The 26,575-nt window shown below is 64.1% G+C and carries 25 protein-coding genes; 10 read left to right on the top strand and 15 right to left on the bottom strand.

Annotation, left to right across the window (positions count from 1 at the left end):
- Positions 1 to 65: 65 nt before the first annotated feature.
- Positions 66 to 893: an alpha/beta hydrolase gene (locus E5Z01_RS03670; protein ID WP_135228137.1), complete on the top strand. Its 828-nt coding sequence runs from the start codon at positions 66 to 68 to the stop codon at positions 891 to 893.
- Positions 894 to 1,026: 133 nt separating this feature from the next.
- Here E5Z01_RS03670 and E5Z01_RS03665 read toward each other — a convergent pair whose 3' ends face one another.
- Positions 1,027 to 1,446 (bottom strand): hypothetical protein, encoded by a 420-nt coding sequence (locus E5Z01_RS03665; protein ID WP_135228136.1) that lies wholly within the window; start codon positions 1,444 to 1,446, stop codon positions 1,027 to 1,029.
- A 267-nt stretch (positions 1,447 to 1,713) separates the two neighbouring features.
- On the opposite strand from E5Z01_RS03665, the gene E5Z01_RS03660 reads away from it, so the two are divergent.
- From E5Z01_RS03660 to E5Z01_RS03650, 3 genes are all read left to right on the top strand, one after another.
- Positions 1,714 to 2,322, top strand: coding sequence for an adenylate/guanylate cyclase domain-containing protein (locus E5Z01_RS03660; RefSeq protein ID WP_135228135.1), 609 nt, complete (start codon positions 1,714 to 1,716; stop codon positions 2,320 to 2,322).
- A gap of 46 nt (positions 2,323 to 2,368) precedes the next feature.
- Positions 2,369 to 3,046: a response regulator transcription factor gene (locus E5Z01_RS03655; RefSeq protein ID WP_010887388.1), complete on the top strand. Its 678-nt coding sequence runs from the start codon at positions 2,369 to 2,371 to the stop codon at positions 3,044 to 3,046.
- Between the two features lie 110 nt (positions 3,047 to 3,156).
- Positions 3,157 to 4,752 carry a sensor histidine kinase gene (locus E5Z01_RS03650; protein ID WP_135228134.1) on the top strand — a complete coding sequence of 532 codons (1,596 nt, stop codon included), beginning with the start codon at positions 3,157 to 3,159 and terminating at the stop codon, positions 4,750 to 4,752.
- Positions 4,753 to 4,781: 29 nt separating this feature from the next.
- On the opposite strand, the gene argR is transcribed toward E5Z01_RS03650, so the two are convergent.
- From argR to E5Z01_RS03630, 4 genes are all read right to left on the bottom strand, one after another.
- The gene (argR, locus tag E5Z01_RS03645) at positions 4,782 to 5,243 is read right to left on the bottom strand and encodes an arginine repressor (RefSeq protein WP_119765741.1); all 462 of its coding nucleotides are present in this window, start codon (positions 5,241 to 5,243) and stop codon (positions 4,782 to 4,784) included.
- A 205-nt stretch (positions 5,244 to 5,448) separates the two neighbouring features.
- Positions 5,449 to 6,696 (bottom strand): bifunctional phosphopantothenoylcysteine decarboxylase/phosphopantothenate--cysteine ligase CoaBC, encoded by a 1,248-nt coding sequence (gene coaBC / locus E5Z01_RS03640; RefSeq protein WP_135228133.1) that lies wholly within the window; start codon positions 6,694 to 6,696, stop codon positions 5,449 to 5,451.
- Between the two features lie 189 nt (positions 6,697 to 6,885).
- Positions 6,886 to 7,953: a DmpA family aminopeptidase gene (locus tag E5Z01_RS03635; protein WP_135228132.1), complete on the bottom strand. Its 1,068-nt coding sequence runs from the start codon at positions 7,951 to 7,953 to the stop codon at positions 6,886 to 6,888.
- A 68-nt stretch (positions 7,954 to 8,021) separates the two neighbouring features.
- Positions 8,022 to 10,898, bottom strand: coding sequence for a GAF domain-containing sensor histidine kinase (locus E5Z01_RS03630; RefSeq protein WP_135228131.1), 2,877 nt, complete (start codon positions 10,896 to 10,898; stop codon positions 8,022 to 8,024).
- Positions 10,899 to 10,941: 43 nt separating this feature from the next.
- On the opposite strand from E5Z01_RS03630, the gene E5Z01_RS03625 reads away from it, so the two are divergent.
- Positions 10,942 to 11,451, top strand: a complete 510-nt coding sequence (locus E5Z01_RS03625) for a GNAT family N-acetyltransferase (RefSeq protein WP_135228130.1) — start codon at positions 10,942 to 10,944, stop codon at positions 11,449 to 11,451.
- Between the two features lie 76 nt (positions 11,452 to 11,527).
- On the opposite strand, the gene E5Z01_RS03620 is transcribed toward E5Z01_RS03625, so the two are convergent.
- The 9 genes from E5Z01_RS03620 to rpmH form a co-directional block, all read right to left on the bottom strand.
- The gene (locus E5Z01_RS03620; protein WP_135228129.1) at positions 11,528 to 12,409 is read right to left on the bottom strand and encodes a menaquinone biosynthetic enzyme MqnA/MqnD family protein; all 882 of its coding nucleotides are present in this window, start codon (positions 12,407 to 12,409) and stop codon (positions 11,528 to 11,530) included.
- Between the two features lie 438 nt (positions 12,410 to 12,847).
- The gene (locus tag E5Z01_RS03615) at positions 12,848 to 13,213 is read right to left on the bottom strand and encodes a nuclear transport factor 2 family protein (protein ID WP_135228128.1); all 366 of its coding nucleotides are present in this window, start codon (positions 13,211 to 13,213) and stop codon (positions 12,848 to 12,850) included.
- Between the two features lie 60 nt (positions 13,214 to 13,273).
- Entirely contained in the window at positions 13,274 to 14,404 is a 1,131-nt protein-coding gene (gene mqnE, locus E5Z01_RS03610; RefSeq protein WP_135228127.1) for an aminofutalosine synthase MqnE, read from the bottom strand.
- Positions 14,405 to 14,440: 36 nt separating this feature from the next.
- Complete coding sequence (locus tag E5Z01_RS03605) at positions 14,441 to 15,136, bottom strand: SMI1/KNR4 family protein (protein WP_135228126.1); 696 nt, start codon at positions 15,134 to 15,136, stop codon at positions 14,441 to 14,443.
- Between the two features lie 69 nt (positions 15,137 to 15,205).
- Positions 15,206 to 17,665, bottom strand: coding sequence for an endopeptidase La (gene lon / locus E5Z01_RS03600; protein WP_135228125.1), 2,460 nt, complete (start codon positions 17,663 to 17,665; stop codon positions 15,206 to 15,208).
- Positions 17,666 to 18,074: 409 nt separating this feature from the next.
- Complete coding sequence (yidC, locus tag E5Z01_RS03595) at positions 18,075 to 19,664, bottom strand: membrane protein insertase YidC (RefSeq protein ID WP_135228124.1); 1,590 nt, start codon at positions 19,662 to 19,664, stop codon at positions 18,075 to 18,077.
- Complete coding sequence (yidD, locus tag E5Z01_RS03590; RefSeq protein ID WP_135228123.1) at positions 19,661 to 19,981, bottom strand: membrane protein insertion efficiency factor YidD; 321 nt, start codon at positions 19,979 to 19,981, stop codon at positions 19,661 to 19,663. Before yidD ends, yidC begins: the two co-directional genes overlap by 4 nt.
- Positions 19,978 to 20,430 (bottom strand): ribonuclease P protein component, encoded by a 453-nt coding sequence (gene rnpA, locus E5Z01_RS03585; RefSeq protein ID WP_135228230.1) that lies wholly within the window; start codon positions 20,428 to 20,430, stop codon positions 19,978 to 19,980. The genes yidD and rnpA overlap by 4 nt, the downstream gene beginning before the upstream one ends.
- A 109-nt stretch (positions 20,431 to 20,539) precedes the next feature.
- On the bottom strand, positions 20,540 to 20,683 hold the full coding sequence (gene rpmH, locus E5Z01_RS03580; RefSeq protein WP_119765764.1) for a 50S ribosomal protein L34: 144 nt from the start codon (positions 20,681 to 20,683) through the stop codon (positions 20,540 to 20,542).
- Positions 20,684 to 21,108: 425 nt separating this feature from the next.
- Between rpmH and E5Z01_RS03575 the strand changes: the two genes are divergently transcribed.
- From E5Z01_RS03575 to E5Z01_RS03560, 4 genes are all read left to right on the top strand, one after another.
- Positions 21,109 to 22,176: an FtsW/RodA/SpoVE family cell cycle protein gene (locus tag E5Z01_RS03575; RefSeq protein WP_135228122.1), complete on the top strand. Its 1,068-nt coding sequence runs from the start codon at positions 21,109 to 21,111 to the stop codon at positions 22,174 to 22,176.
- A 37-nt stretch (positions 22,177 to 22,213) separates the two neighbouring features.
- Positions 22,214 to 23,071 carry an SDR family NAD(P)-dependent oxidoreductase gene (locus E5Z01_RS03570; protein WP_135228121.1) on the top strand — a complete coding sequence of 286 codons (858 nt, stop codon included), beginning with the start codon at positions 22,214 to 22,216 and terminating at the stop codon, positions 23,069 to 23,071.
- A gap of 152 nt (positions 23,072 to 23,223) precedes the next feature.
- Positions 23,224 to 24,165: an isoaspartyl peptidase/L-asparaginase family protein gene (locus tag E5Z01_RS03565; protein WP_135228120.1), complete on the top strand. Its 942-nt coding sequence runs from the start codon at positions 23,224 to 23,226 to the stop codon at positions 24,163 to 24,165.
- A gap of 120 nt (positions 24,166 to 24,285) precedes the next feature.
- Complete coding sequence (locus E5Z01_RS03560; protein WP_167757752.1) at positions 24,286 to 24,924, top strand: class I SAM-dependent methyltransferase; 639 nt, start codon at positions 24,286 to 24,288, stop codon at positions 24,922 to 24,924.
- A gap of 29 nt (positions 24,925 to 24,953) precedes the next feature.
- Here the strand turns inward: E5Z01_RS03560 and E5Z01_RS03555 are convergent, their stop codons facing one another.
- Positions 24,954 to 25,265, bottom strand: coding sequence for a hypothetical protein (locus E5Z01_RS03555; protein ID WP_135228118.1), 312 nt, complete (start codon positions 25,263 to 25,265; stop codon positions 24,954 to 24,956).
- An 89-nt stretch (positions 25,266 to 25,354) separates the two neighbouring features.
- On the opposite strand from E5Z01_RS03555, the gene E5Z01_RS03550 reads away from it, so the two are divergent.
- Positions 25,355 to 26,176 carry an exodeoxyribonuclease III gene (locus E5Z01_RS03550; protein ID WP_240738166.1) on the top strand — a complete coding sequence of 274 codons (822 nt, stop codon included), beginning with the start codon at positions 25,355 to 25,357 and terminating at the stop codon, positions 26,174 to 26,176.
- Positions 26,177 to 26,575: the final 399 nt, after the last annotated feature.

Genomic DNA, 26,575 nt, shown 5'->3' with positions numbered 1-26,575 from the left:
TGCCGCCTCGCCTGGCCGGGCGGGTCAGTTCGCGCTTAATGCACCTTTTCGGTACACTGCCGGTCATGCAACAGCAGGAATGGACGGTGCCCGGAGCGCCCGTCAGGGGGTTCGTCTGGCCGGCAGAAAAACCGCGCGGCGTGGTGCTGCTCGCGCACGGATTCGGTGAGTACGCGGGGCGGTACGTGGAGAAGTACCACGGCCTGATCCCTGCACTGGTCGGGGGCGGGTTCACGGTGTACAGCTACGATCAGCGCGGTCACGGCGCTTCGGAGGGCCGGCGCGCGGTGGTAGACATGCACGTGCTGGTTGGCGATCACCTGAAGGCCAGGGAAGCCCTGCGCCATCAGCCGCTGCCAGTGTTTCTGCTGGGGCACAGCATGGGGGGCCTGATCGCGGCGGCCAGCGCGGTGCGTGACCCGCGTGGCCTGCGGGGGGTGATTCTCTCCAGTCCGGCCCTGCTGGTCGGTGAGGACGAGAGCCCCCTGAAGAAGAGCCTGGCCCCGCTGCTGGGGCGCATCGCGCCGGGCCTGCCCGTGGCCGAGCTGCCCACCTCCGGCCTGTCGCGCCGCAAGGACGAACTGGCGGCTTACGAGGCCGACCGGGGGATCTACCACGGGAAGGTGGCGGCCCTGAGCGCCGGAACCATGTTGAGCCTCAGCGACAGCCTGTGGCGGCGTTACCCGCAGTGGACACTGCCCACCCTTATTTTTCACGGCAGTCGCGATCAAATCACCGACCCCAGGGGCAGCAGACGCTTTCACGACGTGATTCCCGCGAAGGACAAGACGTATATGGAGTTCGAGGGCGGGTATCACGAGCTGCTGAACGACGAGTGCCGCGCCGAGGTGCGCGAACTGATCCTGCGCTGGCTGGGGGAGCGCACGCCGTGACGTGAAACGCCGCTGGCGGCCATGACCGGAGCGCTGGCATTCCTCAATGATCGCCTGATCCGCGTGGCCCACTGATCGCCGGGGAAGTGGCGGGCTTCGGCGGCGGTCAGCAACTGAAGTCAGTGTGTGCGCGTCAGGGCTGGTTTACGCGCACAAAACGCCTGTCCAGCGCCTGGAACACCGTGGCGACCTGCTGAGCCACCGGCCCGGTCTGGCTGACGCTCACGGTCGTCCACCCGGCTTTTTCCTGGAAGGAAAAGATCACCTCGCGTTCATCATTGACATCGACCACCCCTGCCCCCTGCGCGTCCGCCCGGATGCGTACGGCGCTGGTCAGCGTGAGCTGGCTGGCGCTGGAGTGTTTCGACCAGAGCACCAGAGACTGGTAGGTGGGCAGGGCCGCGAAGGACGAGGCGATTTCGGTGACGGCCTGCATGACCTCGGCCTTGGGGGCCTGGTAGACCACCGGGGGAGTCGTGGTTCTGGGTGTGCAGGCGGCCAGCAGCAGGCTGCCAGCAAGGAACACCGAGCGCGACAGGGAAATTCTGGGCATACCTCCAGTATGTCAGGCAAGCGTGCCAGAGAAGCGCCCGGAACATAGAAAGCAGAACCCTGAATACCGGGAACCTTCGCGGCGGCTACCCCGTATCGGCGGTATGGCTCGCTGGGCACTTCAGGCTCTACACTATGAAAGTGACCTTAACCGCTTCCCCTTGACGTGGCCTGAAGTGCTGGGTAAGGCGAACCGTTCGCTGATCCGGCCACCGCACCCTAAGGGCATTCTTAAGACTGATCGAAGCGTTCTCTGGAGTCTGCTGGCATGAACCAACGTCTACTTCCTCTGCCCAGGCAACGTGCGCAAGTGCAGCATGTCAGCGTGCTGATGCTGGATCTGGTGGGCAGCACCCGCCTGGCGCGGGATCTGCCGCTGGAGCACTACGCGGCCCTGATGACCGAGCTGGTGCAGCTGCTGATCCTGAGCTGCGAAGCCTGGGGCGGCACGGTGTTGCAACACCAGGGTGACGGTGTGGTCGCCTGCTGGCCGCAGGAGCACACCCCGCAGGCGGTGCGCTGTTCGCTGGAGGCGCCGCAGCGCGTCTCGCGGCTGGGTCTGGCGCAGCAACTGGGCGTGAGTTTGCAGGTGCGCGGCGGGGTTGCCAACGGCACGGTCATCACGGGTGAGGTGGGCAGCCAAATCACCGCTTACGGCCTGCCCCTGAACCTGGCGCGGCGCATGTGTGACGCCGCCCGCCCCGCAGAGACGCTGGTGTGCGCCGATGTGGCCGAGTGGTGCCAGCACGCGCCGGCCCCGCTGGCGTTCGCGCTGCGCCGCGATCAGCCGGCCTTGCGGGGCTTTGACGGGGACTGCCAGGCATACACTGCCGCCATCCGCGAGCGGCTTAGTCACAGCGGGATGAAAGTCATCTAAGGATCACCTGTTTCCTTCTCATGAGAAGGCTCCCTAGACTGCAACCATGGAACGCAAGCCCCTGGTACTGGTGATCGAGGATGAAAAAGACATCGCTCGGTTTATCGAATTGGAACTGGCCGCCGAAGGGTACGCCACCGAAGTGGCCTTCGACGGCGTGACCGGCCTCAGCAAATTCCGCGAAGTGAACCCGGATCTGGTGATCCTTGACCTGATGCTGCCCGTGCTGGACGGCCTGGAAGTCGCCCGGCGCATCCGCAAGACCAGCAACACCCCCATCATCATCCTGACCGCCAAAGACGGCATTCAGGACAAGGTCGAGGGCCTGGACTCGGGGGCCGACGACTACCTCATCAAACCCTTTTCCATCGAGGAGCTGCTGGCCCGCGTGCGCGCTCACCTGCGCCGCGTGAACCCGGCCGTGACCGGCGAGGTGCGCGTGGCCGACCTGGTCATGAACCTCGACGGGCGCGAGATCTTCCGGGGAGGCCGGCGCGTGGAGCTGTCTGCCAAGGAATTCGAGCTGCTGGAACTGCTGGCCCGCAACCCCGGCAAGGTCTTTTCACGCTTTGAGATAGAGGAAAAAGTCTGGCCCGAGTACACCGGCGGCAGCAACGTCGTGGACGTGTACATCGGTTACCTGCGCCGCAAGCTGGAAGAAGGCGGAGAGCGCCGCCTGATTCACACCGTGCGCGGCGTCGGGTACGTGCTGCGCGAAGAGTAGGCCAGGGTTCAAACGGTGCGGGCGGGACGGCGAAAGCGGCCGGCCGCCCGTTTTTTCATATTCGGGCCAGCTACACTACCTCCTGATATGGCCCCACGGAACGGAACGCGATGACCCTGCGCTGGCGACTGACGCTGCTTTACACGGCGCTGCTGGCCTTTTTGCTGGGCCTGGTGGCCGTGGCCGCACTGGTCTTGATGAACCGCAACCTGATCGGCACGCTGGACGCCACGCTGGGCGACGAATACCGCGCCGTCGAGAAACTGATCGGGCAACTAGCCCTGACCTCCATGAAGACCGGGGCGGAACGGGACGCCGAGGGGGTTATCCCGCGCGCGCGCTACCTGTTCCCCAACGACGCCATTCAGATCGAGAACCTGGGCGTGTATGACCGACAGACCCTGATCGACGGCCTGGCCGCCAACCAGCCTGGCGCCCGCCGCGCCGCGCTGATCCAGGGCGTGCGCACCATCCAGAAGTACTCGCGCACCACCGTGACCGGCATCAGCGACCAGCATCCCTTCATCCTGACGGACGATGAACTGGTGAACCTGGTGCAGTCTCCCGGCGGGCGCATCATCGTCAACAGAACCGTCAAACCGCCGTACAGCAAGGCCGGAACGCTGGTGCCGTACCGCGTGCTGGTCACCATCGGTGAAATGCAGCTGGAACCCGTCAGTGCGGCTCCCATCGACCTGAAACCGCCGTCCAGCTACGTGATCTCCTACGTGGGCCGCAGCCTCCAGCCCATTCAGCAGACCATGACCTCGCTGCAACGCGTCTTTTTGCTGCTGTTCCTCAGTGGCCTCCTGCTGAGTGGCGTGGGCGCGTACTTCCTGGCCGGGCAGGCGCTGCGCCCCCTGCGGCAGGTCAGGCAGGCTGCCGAGGGCATCAGCGGGCAGAACCTGGGCGAACGCGTGCCCGAACCCCAGACCGGCGACGAGGTGCAGGCGCTGGCCGCCTCGCTGAACGCCATGCTGGGTCGCCTGGAAGCCAGCTTCGAGGCCCAGCGGCGCTTCACCAGTGACGCCAGCCACGAACTGCGCACGCCCGTCACCGCCATTCAGGGCCACGCCAGCTATCTGCTGCGGCGCACCAACCCCAGCGGGCAACAGGCCGAGAGCCTGAGGATCATCCAGAGCGAATCCGAACGCCTCACCAACCTGATCGCCAGCCTGCTGCAACTTGCCCGCTCCGACAGCGGCGCCCTGCAAATGACGCTGCAACCCATCTTCTCACTGATGTTTCTCACCGACGTGGCCCGCGAACTCGAACCGCTCGCCACTGCCCAGGACAGCACCCTGACCACCAGCGGGCAGGACGTGCCCTTCGAGGGCGACCCGGACAGGCTGCGCCAGGTCATCATCAACCTGGTCGGCAACGCCCTGAAAGCCGGCGCAAAAACTGTCACGCTGGCCAGCACCCCGCAGGAGGGCGGCCAGGAAGTGCGCCTCAGCGTGTGCGACGACGGCCCCGGCATTCCCCCCGAACACCTGGAACGCCTGTTCGACCGCTTCTACCGCGTCGAGGATAGCCGCAGCCGCGACCAGGGCGGCGCCGGCCTCGGGTTATCGATCGCCAAGGGCATCGTGGACGCCCACCACGGGCGTATCTGGCTGGAAAGCGAACCCGGCACCGGTACCACTGTCCACGTGCAGCTGCCCATTGGGAACATCCCCGAATTTGACGACGAGGACGTTCCGTAGGCAGTAGAGGGGACAAGATATTTCTCTTCTTACCCCAGCATCAGTGCGTGCAGTTCCTCCATGAGCGCCTCGCCTTCCTCGGTGGTGCGGGCCACCACGAAAATCGTGTCTTCCCCGGCAATGGTGCCCACGATGTCGTCCCGCCGCCAGCGGTCGAGCAGCAGGGCCACCCCTGAAGCGTGTCCCTCCGCCGTGCGAATCACCAGCATGTTCTCCCCACGATCGACGTCATTCACGAAATTCTGAAAAAGCCGCGCCACCTGCTCCTCCACGTCGGCGTGGGCGCCGTACTGCGCCAGCGCGTAACGGTGCCGGCCCTTGCCGATGGGCAGGCGAACCAGCCGCAGCTCGTTGATGTCGCGGCTGATGGTCGCCTGCGTCACGTGAATGCCTTCCTTCTGAAGGAAATTGACCAGGTCGGCCTGCGTGGACACGCTTTCGCGCGCAATAATTTCCTGAATTCGTTTCTGACGTTGTTCCTTGCTGAGCATCACAGGAATGCTATGTATAAAAGTTGAATAACGCAAGGAAGCTTTCCGCAGGCGTCCAGAAAAAGACGGTGCTTGGCCTGTTGCTCGTGGCTGGGAAAGGAAGTGGAGAACCTGGAAAGCCAGGCAAGAAGTCGTCCCTGGTAAATGGGTTACGGATCGGCGTCAGTGTGCGGGTGCTTCTCTACGCTTTCCGGCTCTCTTTCTGTCAACCTGGAGCGGCTTTCTGCTTCACCTGCAGCGCCGCGTCGAGCAACTTCCGCGCCACTTCACGTTTACTCATGCGCGGCCAGTCCTCATGCGAACCGTCTGCGCGCACCAGCGTCACTTCGTTGTCGTCCCCGCCGAAAGCCGTACCTTCGCGCGTGGGGTAATTCAGCAGAATGAAATCCGCGTTCTTGCGCTGCGCTTTGCCCGCCGCCCGCTCCACGCCCGCGTGCGTTTCCATCGCAAACCCCACCAGCACGCGTTCACCCTTGTTGCGGCCCAGTTCCGCCAGAATGTCCGGATTCGGGGTCAGGTGAACAGTCACGTCCCCCGCCACCTTCGCCTGCTTTTCCGTGGCCAGTTCCGCCGCGCGGTAATCCGCCACCGCCGCCGTCATCACCACGATATCTGCCGACTCGGCTGCCCCCACCACCTCATCCCGGAGTTGCAGGGCCGACTCGATCCGCACCACCCGCACGCCTGCCGGGTCAGCCAGGTTGACCGGGCCGGTCACCAGCGTCACCTGCGCGCCACGGTCACGCGCCTCCTGGGCCACCGCAAACCCCATCTTTCCACTGCTGGGGTTACTGATGAAGCGCACCGGGTCAAGGTACTCCCGCGTCGGCCCCGCCGAGACCACCACGCGCAGGCCGCGCATGTCCTGAATCGCCTGAATTGGGGAAACGTCAACGTCACCCGGCCCGCCGAGCAGTTCCAGCACCCGCGCTGCGATCTCCTCGGGTTCACTCATGCGGCCCACGCCGCTGCCCTCGCCCGCTGTGCCGAACGCGCCCACCGCCGGCCCCAGGAACCCATGCCCCCAGCCCCGCACCGTCGCCACGTTCGCCTGCACCGCCGGATGCCCCCACATGCGCTCATTCATGGCCGGCACCCACAGCACCGGACACTGCACACTGAGCAGGGTCGCCGATGCCAGATCACTGCCATGCCCGCCCGCCGCGCGCGCCAGCAGTTCCGCCGACGCGCCCACGATTACCACGGCGTCCACCTTGCCCAGCGTCAGATGCTGGGCGTCCGCTCGCGGCGAGAACCACGTCTCATCGGTCGCTACTGGTGTGCCCGCCGCCGTGGCCAGGCTCAACTCCGTGATGAACGCCAGGGCCGCCCGCGTGGCCAGCACCTGTGTCTGGGCCCCCTGCTCGCGCAGCCGCCGCAGCACTGCCGGGGCCTTCACCGCCGCGATGCTGCCTGCCACGATCACCAGAACCGACTTTCCCGCTGCGCTCATGGCAGGAGTGTAATGCGTCGGGCGCTGGCTAGCCTGGCGTATGGTCTACCCCCAGCCCCCTATCCAAAGAACAGGGGGAGCCAGCGTTGCACTGGGCAGGGGTGGGACATGGGCGCTTGTTGGCTCTGTAAGGCGGCATCCGGGCTCGTTGCGTATGGCTACGGCCTCGGCTTGAAATGTCCCTTGCAGTTATGGGTGGGATCGTGGAGGGTGGGTCACGCGCTCCAGCACCTCTGGAATGGGCAGAGCGTGGATGGTTTTTCCGCCCTGTCCCGTGACGGTGTGAGCTTTAAACAAAGAGTTGTAAATGGCTTCCTCCGTCGCTTCCACGGCCGCCTGAAACAGCGGGGTCATGAGGTCGTTTGGAAGGTCGGCCGTGTGCTGAACGGCTGACTTTTGACGGCCACGGCGCACTTTCTCGCTGGTGCTGAAAGCGATAGCGTAATCGCCGGAACTGTTGGCCATGTACGATCCAGTACGTCCCAGAGCCAGGAACGCGCGTTTCGCCAGTCGCGTTAAATTTCGGTCGGACAGGGGAGCGTCCGTGGCGAGAACGATCATCACGGAGCCGTCCCCAGTGTTCTGGGCAGGCGGGGGCAGGTCAATCGGGACGCCGCAGATGTGCAGATGGCCGCCGTAATTCGTCTGCACCAGGGTGCCCAGCGTGTACGGCTCGCCAGCAATGTCCAGTCGCCGGGAACCCGTGCCGATTCCGCCTTTCCAGCCGAAGCAGACCGTGCCCGCGCCGGCGCCCACGGCGCCTTCCTCGACGAATTCAGCAGCGATTTCAAGAGCATTCAGGACATGCTCTGGTGTGACGACGCGGGCACGGATGTCGTTCAAGAGTCCGTCGTTCGTTTCGCCCACCACGGCGTTCACGCTGCGCACATCCTCGTTGCCGGGTTGCCTGAGCGTCCATTCGATCAGCCCCGCCAGACCTGCCGCGACGCTCAGGGTATTGGTCAGAACAATGGGCGTTTCCAGTTCGCCCAGTTCGTGAACCTGGGTGATTCCGGCCAGTTTCCCGAACCCGTTGCCTACCGCAATTCCGGCCGGAACGCGCTCCTGAAAGATGTTTCCACCGTGTGGCACCAGGGCGGTGACGCCTGTGCGCACCCCCTCCCCCTCCATAAGCGTGACCTGGCCGACGCGTACGCCCGGCACGTCCGTAATGGCATTCAGCGGGCCGGGCGGCAACAAGCCCACGCTCAACCCGTACTCGCGGAAACGGCGACGAGGCTCAGAATCGCTGGTCATGGGGGAAAGATACCCTCGCAAAGAGCGTTCGTGGCTATCAGCTATCGACTCTTCGCCAGCCGCTTCCTTCACCCCGGCAGCGTAAAAGTGAGCCTCGTGCCCTGCCCTGGGGCGCTTTCTACTTCCAGTTCGCCGCCGGCCAGTTCCACCCGTTCGCGCAGGCCGATCAGCCCCAGATGTCCAGCGTTCGCCTGCGCCTCGGCCTGTTCATTGGTGAAACCGCGTCCGTCATCGGAGACAACCACGCGCACGTGATCCTCACGGAAGGCCACGCGAATGGCGGCGCTCTGCGCCCGGGCGTGCTTGTCCACGTTGTTCAGGGCTTCCTGCGTGAGCCGGAACACCGTGAGTTCCACGGCGGGCGGCAATCTGCGTTCCGATCCGCTGACTTCCAGGCGGGTGCTGGTCTGCGCCTGACCGGCCAGCCATTCCAGCGCGGGCAGCAGCCCCAGGTCGTCCAGCACACTGGGGCGCAGGTTGCGCGCAAAACGCCGCACCGACTCGATGGCGGCGTTCAGGTCGGCCAGGATATCGTCGGCGCGTTCCTTGCGCTCGCCGTCCAGTTCACGGGCCAGCCGGGCCACCCGGCGCGTGCTGGCGATCAGGACTTGCGCCGTGTCGTCGTGGAGTTCGCGGGAAATGCGTTTGCGTTCCTCCTCCTGCGCCTGCGTAAACAGCGTCAGGTACGTGCGGAGTTCCACCGTGCGGCTCGTGGCGGCTTCCAGCGCCTGGCCGCGCCGCGTGATTTCCTCGGCCAGCGTCTGAAGTTCGGAGAGGTCGCGCGCCACCATCAGCATGCCCTCGCCCGTGTGGCTGAGGCGCACTTCCAGGCGGTGCTGGCCCACCTGAATCTCGGCGCGGCCCCCCTCGCGGCGATGCCCGGCGTCGCCCAGCGCGGCGTGCAGGGCACTGCGGGTGCTCAGGGTGGGCAGGCTCAGGAGCGGCTGTCCGGTGAGTGGCCCGGTCAGGGGTTCGAGCAAGCGGCACGCGGCGGGGTTGGCGTAAGTAATTACGCCCCCACTGTCGGCACTGAGAATCAGGTCGTGCGCGCCTTCCGCCAGCTGACGGTAACGGGCTTCCTCACGCTCTAGCGCGGCCAGCAGCCGCTCGCGCGTGAGGGTCAGGGCCATCTGATCGGCGACACTGCGGGCCAGCCCCAGCACCCGGTCGCTGGGGGGAATGGTGTTCGGGTCGTCCACGTACAGGAACCCCAGCAGGTGACGGTCTTCCCAGTTCTTGAACGGTTCTGCGCCGTGCAGCGGCACAATGAGCCCGCTTCCCGCCACGGGCAGGCAGTAGCGCCGTGTCAGGGGCCGTGGGCCGCGCCCCAGTTGCGCTTGCAGGGCCGCGAGTTCCTCCGGGGTGGGCGGGAAAAGCTGGTAGCTGCCGCAGCGGATGGCCTGGGTGGTGTCGTCCACCAGGGCCAGCAGGCCGCGCCCCGCGTTCATGGCCAGGGTCGCCATTTTCGCGGCTTCCGAGAGGGCCGCGTCGCTCTGATCCTCGCCCAGCAGGCGGCCCACGTTCAGCAGCACGGCGGCCTCGCGCTCACGGCGCAGTTCTTCCTCGTACAGGCGGGCGTTTTCAATCGCCAGGCTGGCCTGCGCCGCGAACACGCCCGCCAGTGCCAGGTCGTCGGCGTCCAGCGGCAGAACTTCACTCCAGTACAGCGTCAGCACGCCGAAGGCCCCGCCGCGCGTCAACAAGGGCAGGCCCACCACGCCCCGGTACGGGTAACGGCCCTGCGCCAGCAGTTGGCGGGTGTAGCGGCTGCCCGCGCCCAGGTTGGCGGTGGTCAGGTCGTGGGCCACCACCATCTCGCGCGACTGCGCCGCCCGCCCGGTCACGCCCGCGCCCACCTTGGCATGCACGCGCAGCACGTACTCGCTGGGCAGGCCCACGGCGCTGTGAATGTTCAGGCTGCGGCCATCGGGTTGCAACTCGTACACGGCGGCGGCGTCCGCACTGAACATGCTCACGGCCCTTTCCAGCACCTGCGGCAGCGTGTCACTCAGGTGCAGGCTGCCCGCCAGCGCCACCCCGGCCTCGCGCAGCGCCTCGGCGCCCTCGCGTTTGCGCGTCTCGATGCCGTACAGGCGGGCGTTGTCGATCGCCAGACTGGCCTGTTCGGCCAGGGCCAGCACCAGCCGGGCATCGTCCTCGCTGGCGGCGGCGCCGGGCGTGCGGCTGTCCACGTACAGCACCCCCAGCGCCCGCCCACGCGCACTGAGGGGCGCAATCACCGCCGCTTCCGGGTCGAGTTCGGCCAACCCCCTGGACATGGCCGAGTTGCTGTCGCGCGCCCGTTCGAAGCGGATGGCCTCGCCGCGCCGCACCAGTTTCTCGAAACTGACCGGGCCGATGCCGATGCCGCCCGTGAACTCGGCATCGAACCCGAAGGTGAACAGTTCCCCTGTTCTGGCCCGCGACTCGCCCAGCTCGCTGAACAGCGCCACGAAGGCCCGCGTGAACCCCAGCGCCAGCGCGGCACTCTGCGCCGTTTTCGGCAGCACCTCGGCCAGGTCGAGGCTGCCCTCCAGTCGCCTGACCAGGGCTTCGACCGTCTGCGCGATGCGGCCACTGCCGCGCCGCGCCTCGCGCGCCTGCACGCCTTCCAGGGCCAGCCCGAACAGTGGCGCCAGCGCCGCGAGTTCCTGAAGGCCGTCCTCGCCGGCGCCCACCAGTTCCAGCACCCCGCAGCCGAACGGCAGCGCCGTCAGCATGCCCTTGTCCACGCGCGCCCCCAGCTGAATGGCCTGACCCACCAGCGTCCCGTCACTGAGGCCCAGCCCACGCCCTTCCTCGCCGATCACATTCAGCTTCCCGTCGGCCGCCAGCCACACCTGTACTCCGTGCGCCTGCGCGTGGTCGCACGCCAGCCGCGCCAGCGCTGCGCCGAACTGGGCGACCGTGCTGGCGTTGGTCAGGGTGGGGGAGAGCGTCAACATAAACGTGGCCTTCATTCTGGCAAATCTCACCCATAATCACCGCATGATTCGCCCGCGCACGCCCGCCGACCTGCCCGCCCTGGTCAACGCTCTGTGGGAAATTCATGTGCAGGACGGCTATCCCAGCGTGTGGCCCGAACAGCCGCTCAGTTTTCTGGCTCCAGCCGACACAGTTCCAGCTGACACCGTGGGCGGTTGGGTGGCTGAAATGGACGGGCGCGTGGTGGGGCAGGTGCTCTTGCGGGGAGTGAGCCGCCCGCCAGGCTGGCTGCTGGACGCGGGCCTGACCGACCCGAATCTGGTCATCCTGTCGCGCCTGTTCGTAGCTCCCGGCGCACGCCACCAGGGCCTGGCCCAGGCTCTTTTTCAGACGGCCTGGGCCGAAGCAGAAAGACGCGGGCTACAGCCTGTGCTGGACGTTCACCACAGAAATTATGCGGCTATTCGCCTGTATGAACGCCTCGGCTGGCAACGGATCGCCAGCGTGCACGCCGACTGGGCTGACCCGGACGGCACCACCCCCACCGTCCACGTTGACCTGTCGCCCGCTTGACCCTTACTCAGAAGCACCCCGTTTGTTTCTTGTTCCTGCTCCTTCCAGTCGGGTTGCCCAGTTATTTCATCACTGATCAGCCGGAATCTTTATCACACGGGCCGAAGCACAGTTCCGCGTGCCCCGGCACGGCCCGGTCGGCAAACAGCCTGAGCGCCTGCCGGTCGGCTTCCTCCAGGTGGTAGCGGAAGTTCCACAGGTAATGCTGCACCACGTCCTCCGGCAAGCCCAGTTTCAGGGCGTGCCGCGCCGACACCTCGGCCAGGTGACCGATGCCGTACCGCCGCGCCAAGCGCATGGCCCTGAGAAGTTCGGCGGGGGGCGGGTTGTCCTTGCGGTAAGCCCATACCGCGAACACGAACGGCCGGCCCGTGACATTGAACCACTCCTCGGCCAGGTCGGTCACCGTAATTCCGCGCCCGGTCTGCGGAATTTCCGGCACGATCGTCTCGTCCGTGAACGGCCCCACCACGCCGTACCATTCCTTCAGGGCGCTGTCACCAATGCGCAGGACGCCATCGAATCCCTGTGCCAGCAGTTCCTCGGCCTCGCCCTCGGCCCGTTCCAGCACCGGCGACAGGCCCCACTCGCGCAGCAGCACCTCCAGCAGCGCCACGCTCATGGCCGACTGCGAGGTCAGGGCAATGCGCCGCATGTCCGGCAAAGGGCAGGTGTGAAACAGGTTCACCGAGTACACCGGCCCCAGCACCGCCACCGAGAAATCCGGCAGGGCTGCCAGCGTATCGGCGTGCCGGATGAACTCCACCGCGCTGATGTTGGCAATATCTACCCGGCCAGTCAGCAGCGCCTCGTTCATCTCGGTCGGTACACCAGTGATGGCTGTCACTGAAGGCGGCAACACCAGCGGGTCGAGAATCGGCGCGACATTCGTAAAGTGAATCCAGCCTGCACGGTAAGGACGCAGATGGTGGATCGGTAATGGTTGATGATTGGTCATGAATTAGCTTTCCGACGAGCAAGAACGAAGAGGAGAGCAGCTAGAACGAAGCATACGACCGCCAGAATGAAGTGAAGCATTCCCAGCGCATTGAAACGAGGATCAGGCAAACTGCCCGCCCAGGCCTCCTGAGGGTTTAGCAAACCCAGTCCATAAAGCCACTTCAGGACGGTCATGGGAATGGCCCCCGTCAACAATCCCGACAACACGAAGGCTATCCCAGCGCCTAGGAAACCAGACGCCAACCTCATGCCCGAAGCCCCAGCCATAGCAGAGAAAAACCAATTCCCAGCCAGAGAGCGAGGGCTAATTTCAGGCCAGCCTGCCAGGCTTCAGGAATGCCTAAAGCGTGTTTGCTTCCCAGAGTGACCCGGGTAAGCAAACGGCAAACCAACCAGAAGGCACCCAGCCCGGAAAAAATTTTCCTGCTCTGTCTCGTCACGGCACGACCTGCACGCTCACGGCCCACCATTGCCCGCCCTTCCAGGTGTACACGCGCAGAAAACTCTGCACCCGCTCGCCGCCGGCATACAACGTGCCGCGTGTAACTCCGGTGTGGCCGAACACCACAGAAGCGTGCCGCTCGAACATCAGCGCAGTGGGCGGGTTGTGGGCCATGCCTTCCAGCAGGTCTTGCTTGAAGGCCAGCGTGCCGTCGGGGAAGAAGCCCACCCAATCGTCGGCCAGCATGGGCCTCAGCCGTTCGGGGTCGCGGTGGTGGTAGGCAGCGTTCCAGGCTTCGTCGGCCTGCAGCAAAGAGTCGACGGTGGCAGTCTCCTTGAGCAGCCTGACAGGGGAAGCCATGTCAGAAAGGCTGTCCGGCTGGTGGTCTGGGAGGGTGGTCATCAGCGCGTTCCCATCACTTTAATCGGCAGCCTGCGTTCCTTCACGCGCAAAGACCTGCAATTCATTGTAGTAAGCGTCTCGCAACACCGGCGTGCGCCCGGCGTGCTGGATCATGCGGATCATGCCCTGCTCGGACAGTTTCATGGGGCTGGTGGCCCCGGCGGCGTGTGCGATGTGTTCCTCCTGAATGGTGCCGTCGATGTCGGACACGCCCCAGTCGAGGGAAACCTGCGTCAATTCACTGCCGATCATGACCCAGTACCCCTTGATGTGCGGGAAGTTATCCAGGTAAATGCGGGCCACGGCGAGGTTCCGCAGGTCGTCCAGGCCGGTGGTGAAGTCGGTTTTTCCCAGGTTCTGCGCCAGGGTATTCCCGAGCGGCTGGAAGGCCAGCGGAATGAAGGCGTGAAAGCCGTTCGTCTCGTCCTGAAGGGTGCGCAGGCGATGCATGTGATCCAGGCGTTCCTCCAGCGTCTCGATGTGGCCGTACAGCATGGTGGCGTTGGTACGCATCCCCAGGCTGTGCGCCTCGCGGTGAATCTGGAGCCACTTCTCGGCTTTCACCTTGTTTTTCGCCACCTGCTTGCGCACCCGGTCGGCAAAAATCTCGGCCCCACCTCCCGGCATGGCGGCCAGTCCCGCCGCCTGCAACTCGCGCAGCACTTCCAGGGTGGGTTTCTTACTGATCTTGCTCAGGTGCTCGATCTCCGCCGCCGTGAAGGCCTTCACCTGCAAATCCGGGTAGGCTTCGCGCAGCTTCTGCACCATCGCGGGGTAGTACTCCCACTTGTGGTTGGGGTGGTGACCGCTGCTCATGTGCAATTCGGTAATGCCCGGCAGGTAACGCCGCCCCACCTGGCGCACCACCTCGTCCGGGTCGTAGTCCCAGGCCCGCTCCTCGTTCTTGTGCGCAGCAAAAGCGCAGAAGGTGCAACCCACGTAACAGATGTTGGTGAATTCCAGCCGCATCGAGTGAACAAAAAACACCTTGTCACCATGCAACTTCTCTTTCCGCAGGTTGGCCAGGCGCATCAGCGCGTTCAGGTCACGCGTCTCGAACAGTTGCATTCCTTCCTCGAAAGTCAGGCGCTGCCCGGCCTCCACCTTCTCCACAATCGGAGCCAGCCCAGGGTCACGAAGAAACTTCATAAGGGCCAGAATACGCCTGCGGGTGAAGTCAAGTTGTCACCGCTGCCACAGGCCGGGCGAAGCGCCGAAGCCAGGAAACTTTTGAGCCAGAGAAAAATAACCATCGACATACTGCCCGTTATCCTCGTGTAGGCCAACGGCCCAGAGTTCCCAGTCAAACTCTTCTATTCGCACGGCGCTGGCCCGCCCCGTTTCCAGACGACGCAGGTACTCCCGCAGGAAAGCGTCGAGTGAATCAGCCAGGACGTACTTTTCCTGCTCATCCCGCCCAAAATTGATGACCTGGCCTACTACACCCTCCAGGCCAGGATTAAGGTCGATACCGACGCCGCTCCCCCCGCCATCCTCCAGAAAAGACAACCATCCACGCGTTATGTAGGCCTCCTGAATGGCGTCCGGTGGGTGAGATTGACTGGGAATGTTCGTATTCAAGTCCGGCGAACCGTGAAGAAGATCCTGCCAGCGTTCCCAAACCTGCTCCACTCGTGCTAATGACTGAAATGTCATGCCGAACATGCCGCCTGGCCCGAATTCCTGCCCATCATGCCAGCGGTATAACGTCCGGTAAGCCTCCGGCAGCTTCAATCCCGTTCGCGCTTCCACATCGTTTAATTCCTCTTCAGGCACGCCAGGGCGCAAGGAAGCCTGGATGGCCGGGACATGCGCCGCGTACCAACTCTCGATACGTGCCAGGACATCTTCAAGAGAGGCTGTTTCAATCAGGGAAGGCATGACTCAGCGTACATAATCAAATGAAAATCCCCCACCTTGTTCGGGCGGGGGACTTCGTTTGGATTGCGTTTACGCTCTGGCGCCTGCGCCGGTGCGGCGGGCGGGTTTGCGTTTGGTCGCGGTGGGGGGGGTGGGGACGCTGCCGTCGCGGGGGGCTTCCAGGGCCTTCAGGCCGCCGACCAGCGAGACGTCCAGCACCTGATCCAGCGTTTCGGCGGGGTGGAAGCGCATGGTGCTGCGCAGGTGCATGGGGATGTCGTTGATGTCCGGTTCGTTCTGCTTGGGCAGGATGATGTGCTTGATTCCGGCGCGGCGGGCACCCAGCACCTTCTCCTTCAGGCCCCCGATGGGCAGGTAACGGCCTGTCAGGGTCATTTCCCCGGTCATGGCAACATCGTGGCGAGCGGGAATACCGGTCAGGGCGCTGATCAGGCTGGTGGCAATTGCGCCGCCTGCACTGGGGCCTTCCTTGGGAATCGCTCCGGCGGGAACGTGAATGTGGATTTCGCTGTTGTCCAGTTTGTCCTTGTCGATGTGGAAGCGTTCGGCGTTGCTCTTGGCGTACGTCAGGGCGGCGCGGGCGCTTTCCTTCATCACGTCCCCGAGCTGTCCGGTCAGTACCAGGCCGCCCTTGCCAGGCATGATGCTGGTTTCCACGAACAGGATGTCCCCGCCCACCGGCGTGTAGAACATGCCGGTGGACACGCCCACCATGTCCTCCTGGCCCTCGGTTTCGGGGGTGTGGCGCGGCTGGCCCAGGTAACGCTCCAGTTCCTTGTCGGTGACTTTCACGCGCTTGACTTCCCCGGTGGCGATGCGGCGGGCGACCTTGCGGGCCACCGTGCCGATCTCGCGTTCCAGGTTACGCACGCCCGCTTCGCGCGTGTAATGGCTGATCAGTTTCTCCAGCGCGGCATCGGTGAAGCTGATCTGGTTAGCTTTCAGGCCGTTCTGAATCAGCTGGCGCGGCAGCAGGTAGCGTTTGGCGATCTCCAGTTTCTCCTGCTCGATGTAACTGTTGAACTCGATCACTTCCATGCGGTCCATCAGGGCCGGGGGGATCTGTTCGGGGTAGTTGGCGGTGGCGATGAACATGACCTCGCTGAGGTCGAAGGCCACGCCCATGTAGTGGTCGGTGAAGTGCTGGTTCTGCGCCGGGTCGAGCACTTCCAGCAGGGCCGCGCTGGGGTCGCCCTGATAACTGCTGCCCAGTTTGTCCACCTCGTCCAGCAGGATCACGGGATTCTTGGTGCCAGCGGTGCGAATGCCCTGAATGAGGCGTCCGGGCATCGCGCCAATGTACGTGCGGCGGTGGCCGCGAATGTCGCTCTCGTCGCGAGCGCCGCCCAGCGCAATGCGGACGTACTTGCGCCCCAGCGACTTGGCGATGCTCTGCGCGATACTGGTTTTACCTACACCGGGAGGGCCGGTGAACACCAGAATCGGGCCTTTATTGACTTCCTCAGCGCTGATTTCGCCCCGTTCGGCGCGTTCCTTGCGCAGGCGGCGCACCGCCAGGAATTCCAGCACGCGGTCTTTGACTTTCTCAAGGCCGTAGTGGTCGTCGTCCAGTACCTGCGCGGCTTCCTCGACGTTCAGGCGGTCTTCGCTGCGCTCGTTCCAGGGCAACTCGGTCACCCAGGTCAGGTACGTGCGAATCACGCTGGCCTCGGCAGCGTCGGGGTGCATGCGCGAGAGGCGATTCACTTCGCGGTCGATTTCCTTCTTCACGTCCGGTTTCAGGTTCAGCGCGTCGATTTTGGCGCGGAACTGCTCGGCCTCGTCGCCTTCCTCGTCGTCACCGCCGTGCAGTTCCTTCTGGATGACCTTCATCTGCTCACGCAGGTAGTACTCACGCTGGTTCTTGTCGATCTCTTCCTTCACCTGCGTGCGGATCTTCTGCTGCATGGCCTGCACTTCCTGCTCGGCGTCCAGCAGGGTCAGCAGTTTCGTCAGGCGCTTGGTGATGTTGGCGGTTTCCAGCAGGGCCTGCTTGTCTTCCAGTTTGAAATCCAGGTTAAAGGCGATGTGGTCGGCCATTTCACCGACGTCATCTTTGCCGTTGATGGTCTGCACGGCTTCGCTGCCGATCTTGCCGTTGTTGGCAATGGCCTCGAATTTCTCCTTCAGCTCGCGGGTCAGCGCCTGAACTTCCAGGGTTTTGTCCTTCCCGGCACTCAGCGGTTCAATGCTGGCGGTCAGGTACTCGCCGCGCTGGTACTCGGTGGCTTTCACACGGGCCACGGCACTGACCAGCATCTGCACTGTGCCGTCGGGGTTCTTACGGACGCGCAGCACGTTACAGGCGGTACCGATGTCGTACAGATCACTGCCTTTGGGGTCATCCACGTCCTTGTCCTTCTGGGACACGATCAGGATGACTTTCTCACCGCTCATGGCGGCTTCGATGGCGTTGATGGAGATGGCGCGGCTGGCGTCGATGTGCTGCACCATGCTGGGGTAAATCACGCTGCCACGCACGGGGCAGACGGGGACAATGCTGGGAAGTGGGGTGGTTTCGGTGGGCATTCATGACTCCTTTCGCCCGGTGGTGCTCGGCGTGGGTTCCGCTGGTTATACCAGGAAACTTGAGTGCAACTATATCAAGTTTGAGGTATTCGGACAAGTGAGAAGTCCTGTACGTCAAACGGCCTACCCTGCGTCTGTCACGAGAAAAGTCTACCCCTTCAACCTGACAAGCCCCTCACACAACCCTGACGTGGGGTTAACCCTCCCCCATGCCTGATAAAGCTCTGGGAGGCAGAAGGATGCGGCTGATATGAATGACCGTTGATCTGGTCGAAGTGGCCCACTTGCGGGTTAAGGGGAGTGCCAAAACCCTGGAAGGGTTGGGGACTCGGCGCCAAAAGAAAACTCCCCATCACGTGGACAGGGAGTCGGGTGTTGAGGAATCGGCTGGGGGTAAGTCGCCGGGTCTTTATTCTTTCGGCGCGTCGATCACCTTGCCGCCTTTTTTCTTGACGGGGGCCGTGACCGTGACTTTCTCGACGGTGGTCGCCAGGCTCTGGGTTTCGCGTTCCACCTGCTTGTTGATGATCACCTGCTGAAGAATGCCGATCAGGGTGCTCAGGACGCTGTAAATGATGACGCCAGCGGGGAAGGTGAAGGCGAAGTACAGGAAGATCACGTAGATCATGATCTGCTGCTTGAACATCTCCGGGGACTTGCGCGTCATCACGTACAACTGCCCGATGTTGGCCAGCACGTACAGCAGCGCCATGATGTAGAGGGGATCGGGAATAGCCAGGTCCGGCATCCACAGGAAGCCCTTGTCGAACTCGAAGTTGCGGATGGTCGACCACAGCGCAATCAGGATGGGGAAGGGCAGGAAAGAACTCAGGCAGCCCGCCGGGTTGAAGTTGTGATCCTTGTAGAGCTGCTGCATTTCCGCCTGCATGGCGCGCTGCGACTCCATGTCGCGCTTGTCCTTGTACCGCTCCTGGATTTCCTTGATGCGCGGCTGCATGACCTGCATCCGGGCGCTGGTGCGACCCTGCGCCTGCATCAGCGGCCACATGGCGAGGCGCACCAGGATGGTCATGGCCACGATGGCCAGTCCCCAGCTCCCGATGATCTTGTACAGGAACTCCATGAACTTCACGATCCACAGGCTGATCTGCCCGAACAGATTCGGTTTAAAGAGGCCCGGCATGTACTGGGCGTAGCCGCTCTGGTACAGGTGAATCAGTTCGTTCTTGCCGCCGTACACCTGTAAGTTGCTCTCGGCAGGCACCTGCGCCACGATACTGGCCTGCTGCCCACCGGTGAGGGTTACGTCCAGCGCCGTGCCGGCCTGTGGCCCCACGATCAGCGCGTGCGCCACCTGGCTGGGTTTCTCCTGCATGGCGGCGTACTCGACGTTTTTCAGCACCTGGTTCTGAAGCTGCACCACCTGTCCGCCCGAGAGCGCCTGCACGTTGGGCCCGCTGTTCTTGCCCAGGCCGGGGAACAGGATGTTCACGCTCTCCGGGCCGCCCTGCACGCTGGTTTTCAGGTCGATCTTGAAGTTGCGCGGGTGCAGGGTCACGGTTTTCGTGACGGTCGCGCCGCCCTGCGTGTATCTGAAGACCGCCGTCTGGGTGTTCTGCTCCAGCCTGGTTTCGGTGGTCGGGGCCGTCACCTGGGCTTCTTTCGTGGGGTCGAGGTCGCCGCCGCTCACCGCGAGAGCGTGCCGTCCGGCCACCTGCGCCTGACCGACCATGTTCGCAATGCCTTTCTGGTCTTTCAAGGCGGAGAAACCCCAGCTTCCGTTCCTGTTCTTGATGTACGGCGTGCCCGCGTAGGATTTCACGTACCAGCCGATGATCTCACCACGGTCGTTGAACACCACGTCCTGAAGGTTGCTGGTGGCGATCAGTTCATCACCGGGTTTGCCGTCGAAGTCCGCCTTGATCCACTGCGGCGTGATGGCCTTCCCGAAGGTGGGGAGTGGGGTGTTCGGCATGCAGCCCGTGAGGAGCAGGGTGCCCGCCACGGCGGTCAGGGGAAGCAGGAGTTTGTTCTTCATGAATGCGTCGTCTTCTCGCTTTTGTTGTGGGGGTGTCTAGGGAAGTGCGTGGGAACGGGATCGAACCCACCCTCGATCAGCGGGTTGCAGCGCATGATGCGCCACGTCGCCAGCCACCCGCCCTTCATGGCCCCGAAGCGCTCGATGGCCTGCGCGGCGTACTCGGAGCAGGTGGGTGTGAACCGGCAGGTGGGCGCGGGTTTACGCGGGGAAAGGTGATGCTGGTAGGCCCGCACGATGCGAACCAGGCCACGCGCCGCTCTGCCTCCGGAGCTTGCCCCCCCAGATGCTAACCCATTTGATACGGGTTCGCTCACATTTCCTCCTTCGGTGCTGTGGAGTTCATGGACGCTGTTACGCGGCGGCCCTCCGCCGGGTTCCCTGATTTGGCAGCCCCGCCTGACTTTGGCCCACGGGACTTGCCGCCTTTCACGCGCCCCGGCGCTTTGGCCAGTGCCCTGGCGAGCGCGGCCTGGAGCTCCTGAAAAGGCACTGTGAGCACCGCCGGATTGGGCATCAGAATGGCCCGGCAGGGGGGCAGCCCGCCCGGCAAGGTTCGCAGCGCCTCGCGCACGCGCCGCCGCGCCCGGTTGCGTTTCACCGCGTGCTTCAGTGTCTTCTTGCTGACCACGATGCCCACGATGGCCCGGGGGTGCCACGTTTCCCCGTAGCGCGGGCGGTACTCGGCCACACGCAGGGTAAACAGCGCATCTCGCACGGCCACTCCGTGGCTGCGCACTTTCCGGAATTCCTTTTCGCCCTTCAACGAGGCCAGCGCCACCGGACGGGCGGGCCGAGCTTGCTCGGTGCTGTCCTGCGTGGCGCTGTTCACAGTGGTGATGGGTAATCCCGCGAAAGGGGCAGACGAGGCGAGATTACTCGTCGCTGACGGTCAGCTGCTGACGACCACGGGCGCGGCGGCGCGACAGGATGTTGCGGCCGGCCTTGGTCTTCATGCGGGCGCGGAAGCCGTGAGTCTTGGCCCGCTTACGGTTGTTGGGTTGGTAAGTACGCTTCATGACAGTTCTCCTTGCTCGCGGTAAGGCCGCCCATGCCACTCAAAGCTGCCACAACGGGCGGGGGCCTGCTGGTTTCACGCGAAAATGCATCCCCGTTTCCGGGGACAAACTGGAGAAGTGTACCACGGCGCGGGCAAGCTGAAAAGATGGGCCGGGTCAGAAGGTGAACAGGGCGGTCAGGCGGCACTGGCCCGAATGATCTCTCGCCGTCTACCTACGGGGCCTATGCTGCGCCGCTTGACAAGGCCCTCAAAAGAGATGCGGTGCACTGTATTCCTGACTTTTGCCACCGAGAAGGCGAAGCGAAGGATATTCTCCCCACCGCAGCTTTACCGTGCGTTTCTCTAATGCGCCGCCCTCTGGCCCGCCCCATACTCAACTCAGCATCAGGTGCATTAGCCTGTCGGTGTGTCGAAGGTGACTTCTTGAAATACGATCTGCGCCTGCCCCTCATCGTGGCGCTGCTGCTGGGGGTGGGGCTCATGACCGTCAGTACGGCGGCCCTGTCGCCAACGGCCACGCCGGGCATTTTCACGAAGCAGATGCTGGGCATTGCGCTGGCCGCTGTGCCGGTCTTCGTGATGTGGAAGGCCGGAAAGGAACGCATCTACCAGGCGGCGCCGTGGCTGTACGGGGCGGCCCTGTTCCTGCAAGCCAGCACCTTCGTGCTTGGGAAGGAAGTCAACGGGCAACGCAACTGGCTGGTGGTTGGGCCCGTTCAATTCCAGCCGCTGGAAATCCTGAAGTTCGCCCTGATCCTGATGCTGGCGGTGGCGCTGCGCGAGGGGTATCAGGGCCTGCGAACGTATAACCGCGCCTTCCTGATCTTCCTGCCGGCGCTGGCGCTGGTGATCACGCAGGACTTCGGCGGGGCGATGGTGCTGGGCGCCATGTTCGCGGTGATGATGCTGGCCGCCCGCATTCCCCCCTGGCACGCCCTGCTGGCGACCCTGGCGCTGGCCGTCGCCGTCCCGACGGTGCTTTACCCGCACCTGGAACCGTACCAGCAAAAACGCCTGACTATTTTCCTCGACCCGTACCAGGATCCACGCGGGGCCGGCTACCAGGTCATTCAGAGCACCATCGCGGTCGGTTCCGGTGGGCTTCAGGGCAAGGGGTATAAGCAGGGCAGCCAGTCGCACAACGGTTTTCTGCCCGCCGCGCACACCGACTTCGCTTACAGTACCTGGGCCGAGGAACAGGGCTTCGTGGGTGCGCTCGGCGTGCTGCTTCTGTACGGCCTGCTGTTCTGGACGCTGGCCAGCATGGCCGGAAGCACCAGCCGCCTGGACGACCAGATCATCATGGCCGGCATCCTGGGCCAGATCGGTTTTCAGGTGCTGGAAAACATCGGCGCGGCCCTGGGCGTGTTGCCGCTGACCGGCATCACCCTGCCGCTCATCAGCTCGGGCCTGAGCAGCCTGGTCAGCATCCTGAGCACCCTGGGGCTGGCCTACGTGGTGTTCCGCGACCGTCGGCAGGAATTGATCTGACTGGCCCTGCGGCACCTGGGGCCGGTAAAATAATGGGATGACGCCCTCGCTGAACGGCAAAATCGCCCTGGTGACCGGGGCTTCGCGGGGACTGGGGCGCGCAGTGGCACTGGAGCTGGCGCTGGCGGGCGCGTTCGTGATCTGCACGGCCCGCAGTGTTCGGGGCCAGAGTACGCAGGCGCAACTGCCGGACACCACCATCGACGACACGCTGGACGCCCTTCAGGCCGCCGGCGGACAGGGCAAGGCCGTCCGCTGCGACCACAGCGACCCGTCGCAGGTGGAAGCCCTCATGCTGAGCATCAGGGAAAAGCACGGGCGCCTGGACATCCTGGTCAATAACGCCTGGGGTGGGCACGACGTCGTGAGGAACCCCACGCAGCCATCCGAAGTCTGGGACGAACCGCTGGAACAACTCAGAGGCATGCTGCTGGGGGGCGCCTACAGCGATTACGTCACCTCGCTGCTGGCCCTGAAGCACCTGATGGGTCACGCCCATTCGGGCATCATCCTCAACACCACCTGGCACACCGACGAGCCGCCGGCCTGGTTGCCCTACGAGGTGAGCAAAGCGGCCAAGAACCGCCTGGTGTACGCGCTGGGGCATCATCTGCAGGCAAAGGACATTCCCGTGATCGGTGTCGCGCCCGGCTGGATGCGCACGGAACTGATGCTGACGCACCACACACCCGAGGAACTGGCCGGCCAGACGGAAACGCCGCACTACGCCGCACGGGGCCTCGTGGCGCTCGCCGCCGACCCGCAGGCCCGGCGCTTCAGCGGCAAAGTCATGGACGTGGGCGAACTGGCCGACCTTTACGGCTTCACCGATCTGGACGGTTCTCAACCCCAGTGGTTCAGGGCGCATCAGGCCAGCCGGCGCGGCGACTCGTAAATCCTTTGGGGCTGGGGCGCCGCTGTTCAGCCCGCTGTAGGAGGATTTCTCCTTTGTAGTGCCTCCAGATGTCGGGGTGCCCGCAGTCCAAGCTCCTGCAGAGTCTCCGCTCCCCTCGCGTCCTGAGTGTCTGCGGGCGCTAGCCTGAGGGCATGACCAACACAGCAGGAAAGCCCGTGATCGCCATTCACGGTGGGGCGGGAACCATCTCGAAAGCCAGCCTTACACCGGAAGCCGACGCGGCCGCCCGTGCTGGCCTGAGAAACGCTCTGGAGGCCGGGTACGCGGTGCTGGCCGGTGGAGGCACGGCGCTGGACGCGGTCACGGCGGCGGTGGTGGAATTGGAGTCGCATCCCAGTTTCAACTCCGGTCACGGCGCGGCCTTCAACCAGGGCGGGACGCATGAACTGGACGCCGCCATCATGGACGGTCAGACCAGCCTGGCGGGCGCGGTGGCCGGGGCAAAACGCATCAAGCACCCCATTCTGGCGGCCCGCGCACTGGCACAGCAGGCCGATCCGCTGCTCCTGATCGGCGAGGCCGCCGACACCTGGGCACAGGAGCGCGGGCTGGAGGTGGTGGAGAACAGCTTCTTTTCCACCGATTCGCGCCGCGAACTGCTGGAAAGAATGCTGGAACGCCAGCGTCAGGGCACGGCTGCCCAGGCTACCGCGCAGGAGAAGCACGGCACGGTGGGCGCGGTGGCCCTCGACGCGCACGGTCACCTGGCCGCCGCCACCTCCACCGGTGGGTACACCGCCAAACCCGTCGGGCGGGTCGGGGACAGCCCCATCATCGGGGCGGGCACCTGGGCGGACGACCTCACCTGCGCCGTGTCCGGCACGGGCAAAGGCGAACTCTTCATTCGTACGGCGCTGGCACACAGCATTCACGCCCGGATGCTGTACGCCGGAGAAACCCTCGCGCAGGCCGCGCAGGCGCAGATCGACGAGACCGGCCGCCTCGGCGGGGGCGGCGCGGGCCTGTGCGCGGTGGACAGGCACGGGAACGTCGCGCTGCCCTACGACACCGAAGGCATGTACCGGGGCTGGATGAACGCGGATGGCGTGTATGTCGCTATTCACGAGGAATGAGCCGGTGGTGCGGCGTCTCAACGTCTAAATGTCCGAAGATTTAAACGCTCAAAGATGCAGGTGGCCGACGGTTTTAACAGTTGGATACGCTTCGCCGCCTTCCGTCAGAGGTCAACCGAGATGAGCCTGAACGAACGGGATGCTCTCCTCTCATTCCAGCTGGGGCGGGACTGGCCGCACGACCCGCTGTTGAATGCCATGAATCTTCCCGCCTACTGTGACGTGCTTGACGTGCTGGACATCGGGGCAGGCGAGGGGCGACTCCTCAACTTCCTGGGCATGCGCGGCCACCAGGGCAAAAGAACAGGTCTCGATCCACACCCAGGGCCAAGAGTTCAGCAGGGGTACGCCGAGGAATTGCCCTTCCCGGACTCGTCTTTCGACGTGGTGTTCATGATCCGCATGCTCCTGCACTGCCTCGATCCCCTTCAGGCGCTCACGCAGGCACAGCGTGTCCTGCGGCCCGGCGGTGAATTGATCGTGGGGGTGCAGGGTCACCTACACCTGCACCGGCTCTGGCGTCAGGTAGGTCGCGTGACCTCCAAGCGGGGTGCCGAGGAGCCGGTGCAGGAGTTGCTGTCTGCTGCGGGCCTGTTGGCCAGGCGACTGGAGGTGACGCTGCCCCTCCGCCTGAACAACCTGGACGCTGCCGATCTCCTGAGCACCTACGACCTCAAAGCAGACTTGAAGGCCCTTTCTTTTCCTCTGGCGGACACGCTTCACCTGATCATCTTTCTAGTCCAAAAAAAAGGAGCCTGACCCGGCTCCCGAATATCTGGACTGCGCGCCTATTTGTCGAACTTGGCGAACCCGGCGGCGCTGCGGCGCTGCGCTCCACGGGCATAATCCATCTGCATTTCCACCGTCTCGTGCTTGCCTTCAGTGAAGGTGCTGTCGTGAATCCAGTAGTTCAGGCGGTCATCGCCCAGCTGCACCCAGAACTTGTGCTCGTCCTGCGGGTCGCGCCAGAAGGTCACGTGCTCGAACCTGTTCGATTCCGCCCAGACCCTGATGTCGTCCAGCACGCGGGCAGCCTTGGGGTGCTGGGCCATGCTGAACTCCTGACCGTCGGACTCGTTGAAGAACTTGATGTCTGCCATGAGGCTCAGCGTACCCTCTCGCCACAATCAATGGGACTGAATTGACTGAACTGGCATTCAGAAAGCCTTTCCCCATTATTCTTTGCCCGATGACCACTGCACCGATGAACACGGGGCCAATGAACACCGCGCTGCCCACCCTGAAAGTGACGACCTTCAATGCCAATGGCCTGCGCAGCGCCATTCGCAAGGGGTTCGTGGACTGGGTGGAACGTGAAGCCCCGGACGTGCTGCTGCTTCAGGAGGTGCGGGCCGACCCCATGCCGGACGCGCTGGCGCATCTGGGTTACGGGGGCGTGTGGGGGGCCGCACAGAAAGCCGGGTACAGCGGCGTGGCCCTGCTGACCCGCCATGAATTCACGGACGCCCGCATCGGCATGCTGCACGATGAAGTGGACGCCGAAGGCCGCGTGATCAGCGCCGTGGTGCGCGGCATTCGTTTCGTGAGCGTGTACCTGCCCAGCGGCAGCAGCGGCGAAGTGCGTCAGGATTTCAAAGACCGCGTGCTGGTCGACTACCAGGCGTGGGTCAGTGGCGTAATGGCCGAGGGCCTGCCCGTAGTGCTGGGCGGCGATTACAACATCGCTCACCAGAACGTGGACATCAAGAACTGGCGCAGCAACCAGAAAAGCAGCGGCTTCCTGCCCCACGAGCGCGAATGGATGACTGCCCACCTGGCCAGCGGCCTGACCGACTGCCACCGCGCTCACCTGGGTGAAGCCGCCGAGTACACCTGGTGGAGCAACCGGGCGGGCGCCTACGCGAACAACGTCGGCTGGCGTATCGATTACCTGCTGGCGTCCGGCGTACAGATCAAGCAGGTGTGCGTCGACAGGAACATAAAACTCAGCGACCACGCCCCCTTAAGCGGCGTGATCGAACTGGGTCAGGTTTTGCCACAGAACCTCTAAAGAACCCTGTTCATTCCAGATTGTTCAATGCCGTGAATGCGGAGAACAATCATGACTTGTCCCGGTTGGTACGCATCTTAGGCCAGCTTCTGGGCCAGAAATATAAAAGATAATCGGGTCAATCGACGAGACCCGCGCCACTGCCTGCTGAATAAGGGCCCGTCACCACCCGTAGGTATTCTCTGCGCTTTCCTCAAAACCCGGGAAAGCAGACGTGTGAAGCGAACTCTGTTCCTTTTCGTTCCATTCTCGTCGTCACTGACGCTCTGCTGCTGTTCACCCATCCGCCAGATTATGTAAAGACAACGTAAGGCACGGCGTGTTATGCTGGTTTTGCTGCCGGGAACTGCCGTGCAATCACCGCATGAACCATGAGGGTCGCGGAAGGAACGTGCGAGT

Source organism: Deinococcus fonticola (assembly GCF_004634215.1).
Lineage (GTDB): Bacteria > Deinococcota > Deinococci > Deinococcales > Deinococcaceae > Deinococcus > Deinococcus fonticola.
Note: the sequence above shows the minus strand (reverse complement) of the source record. Positions and strands in the feature narration are given on the sequence as shown.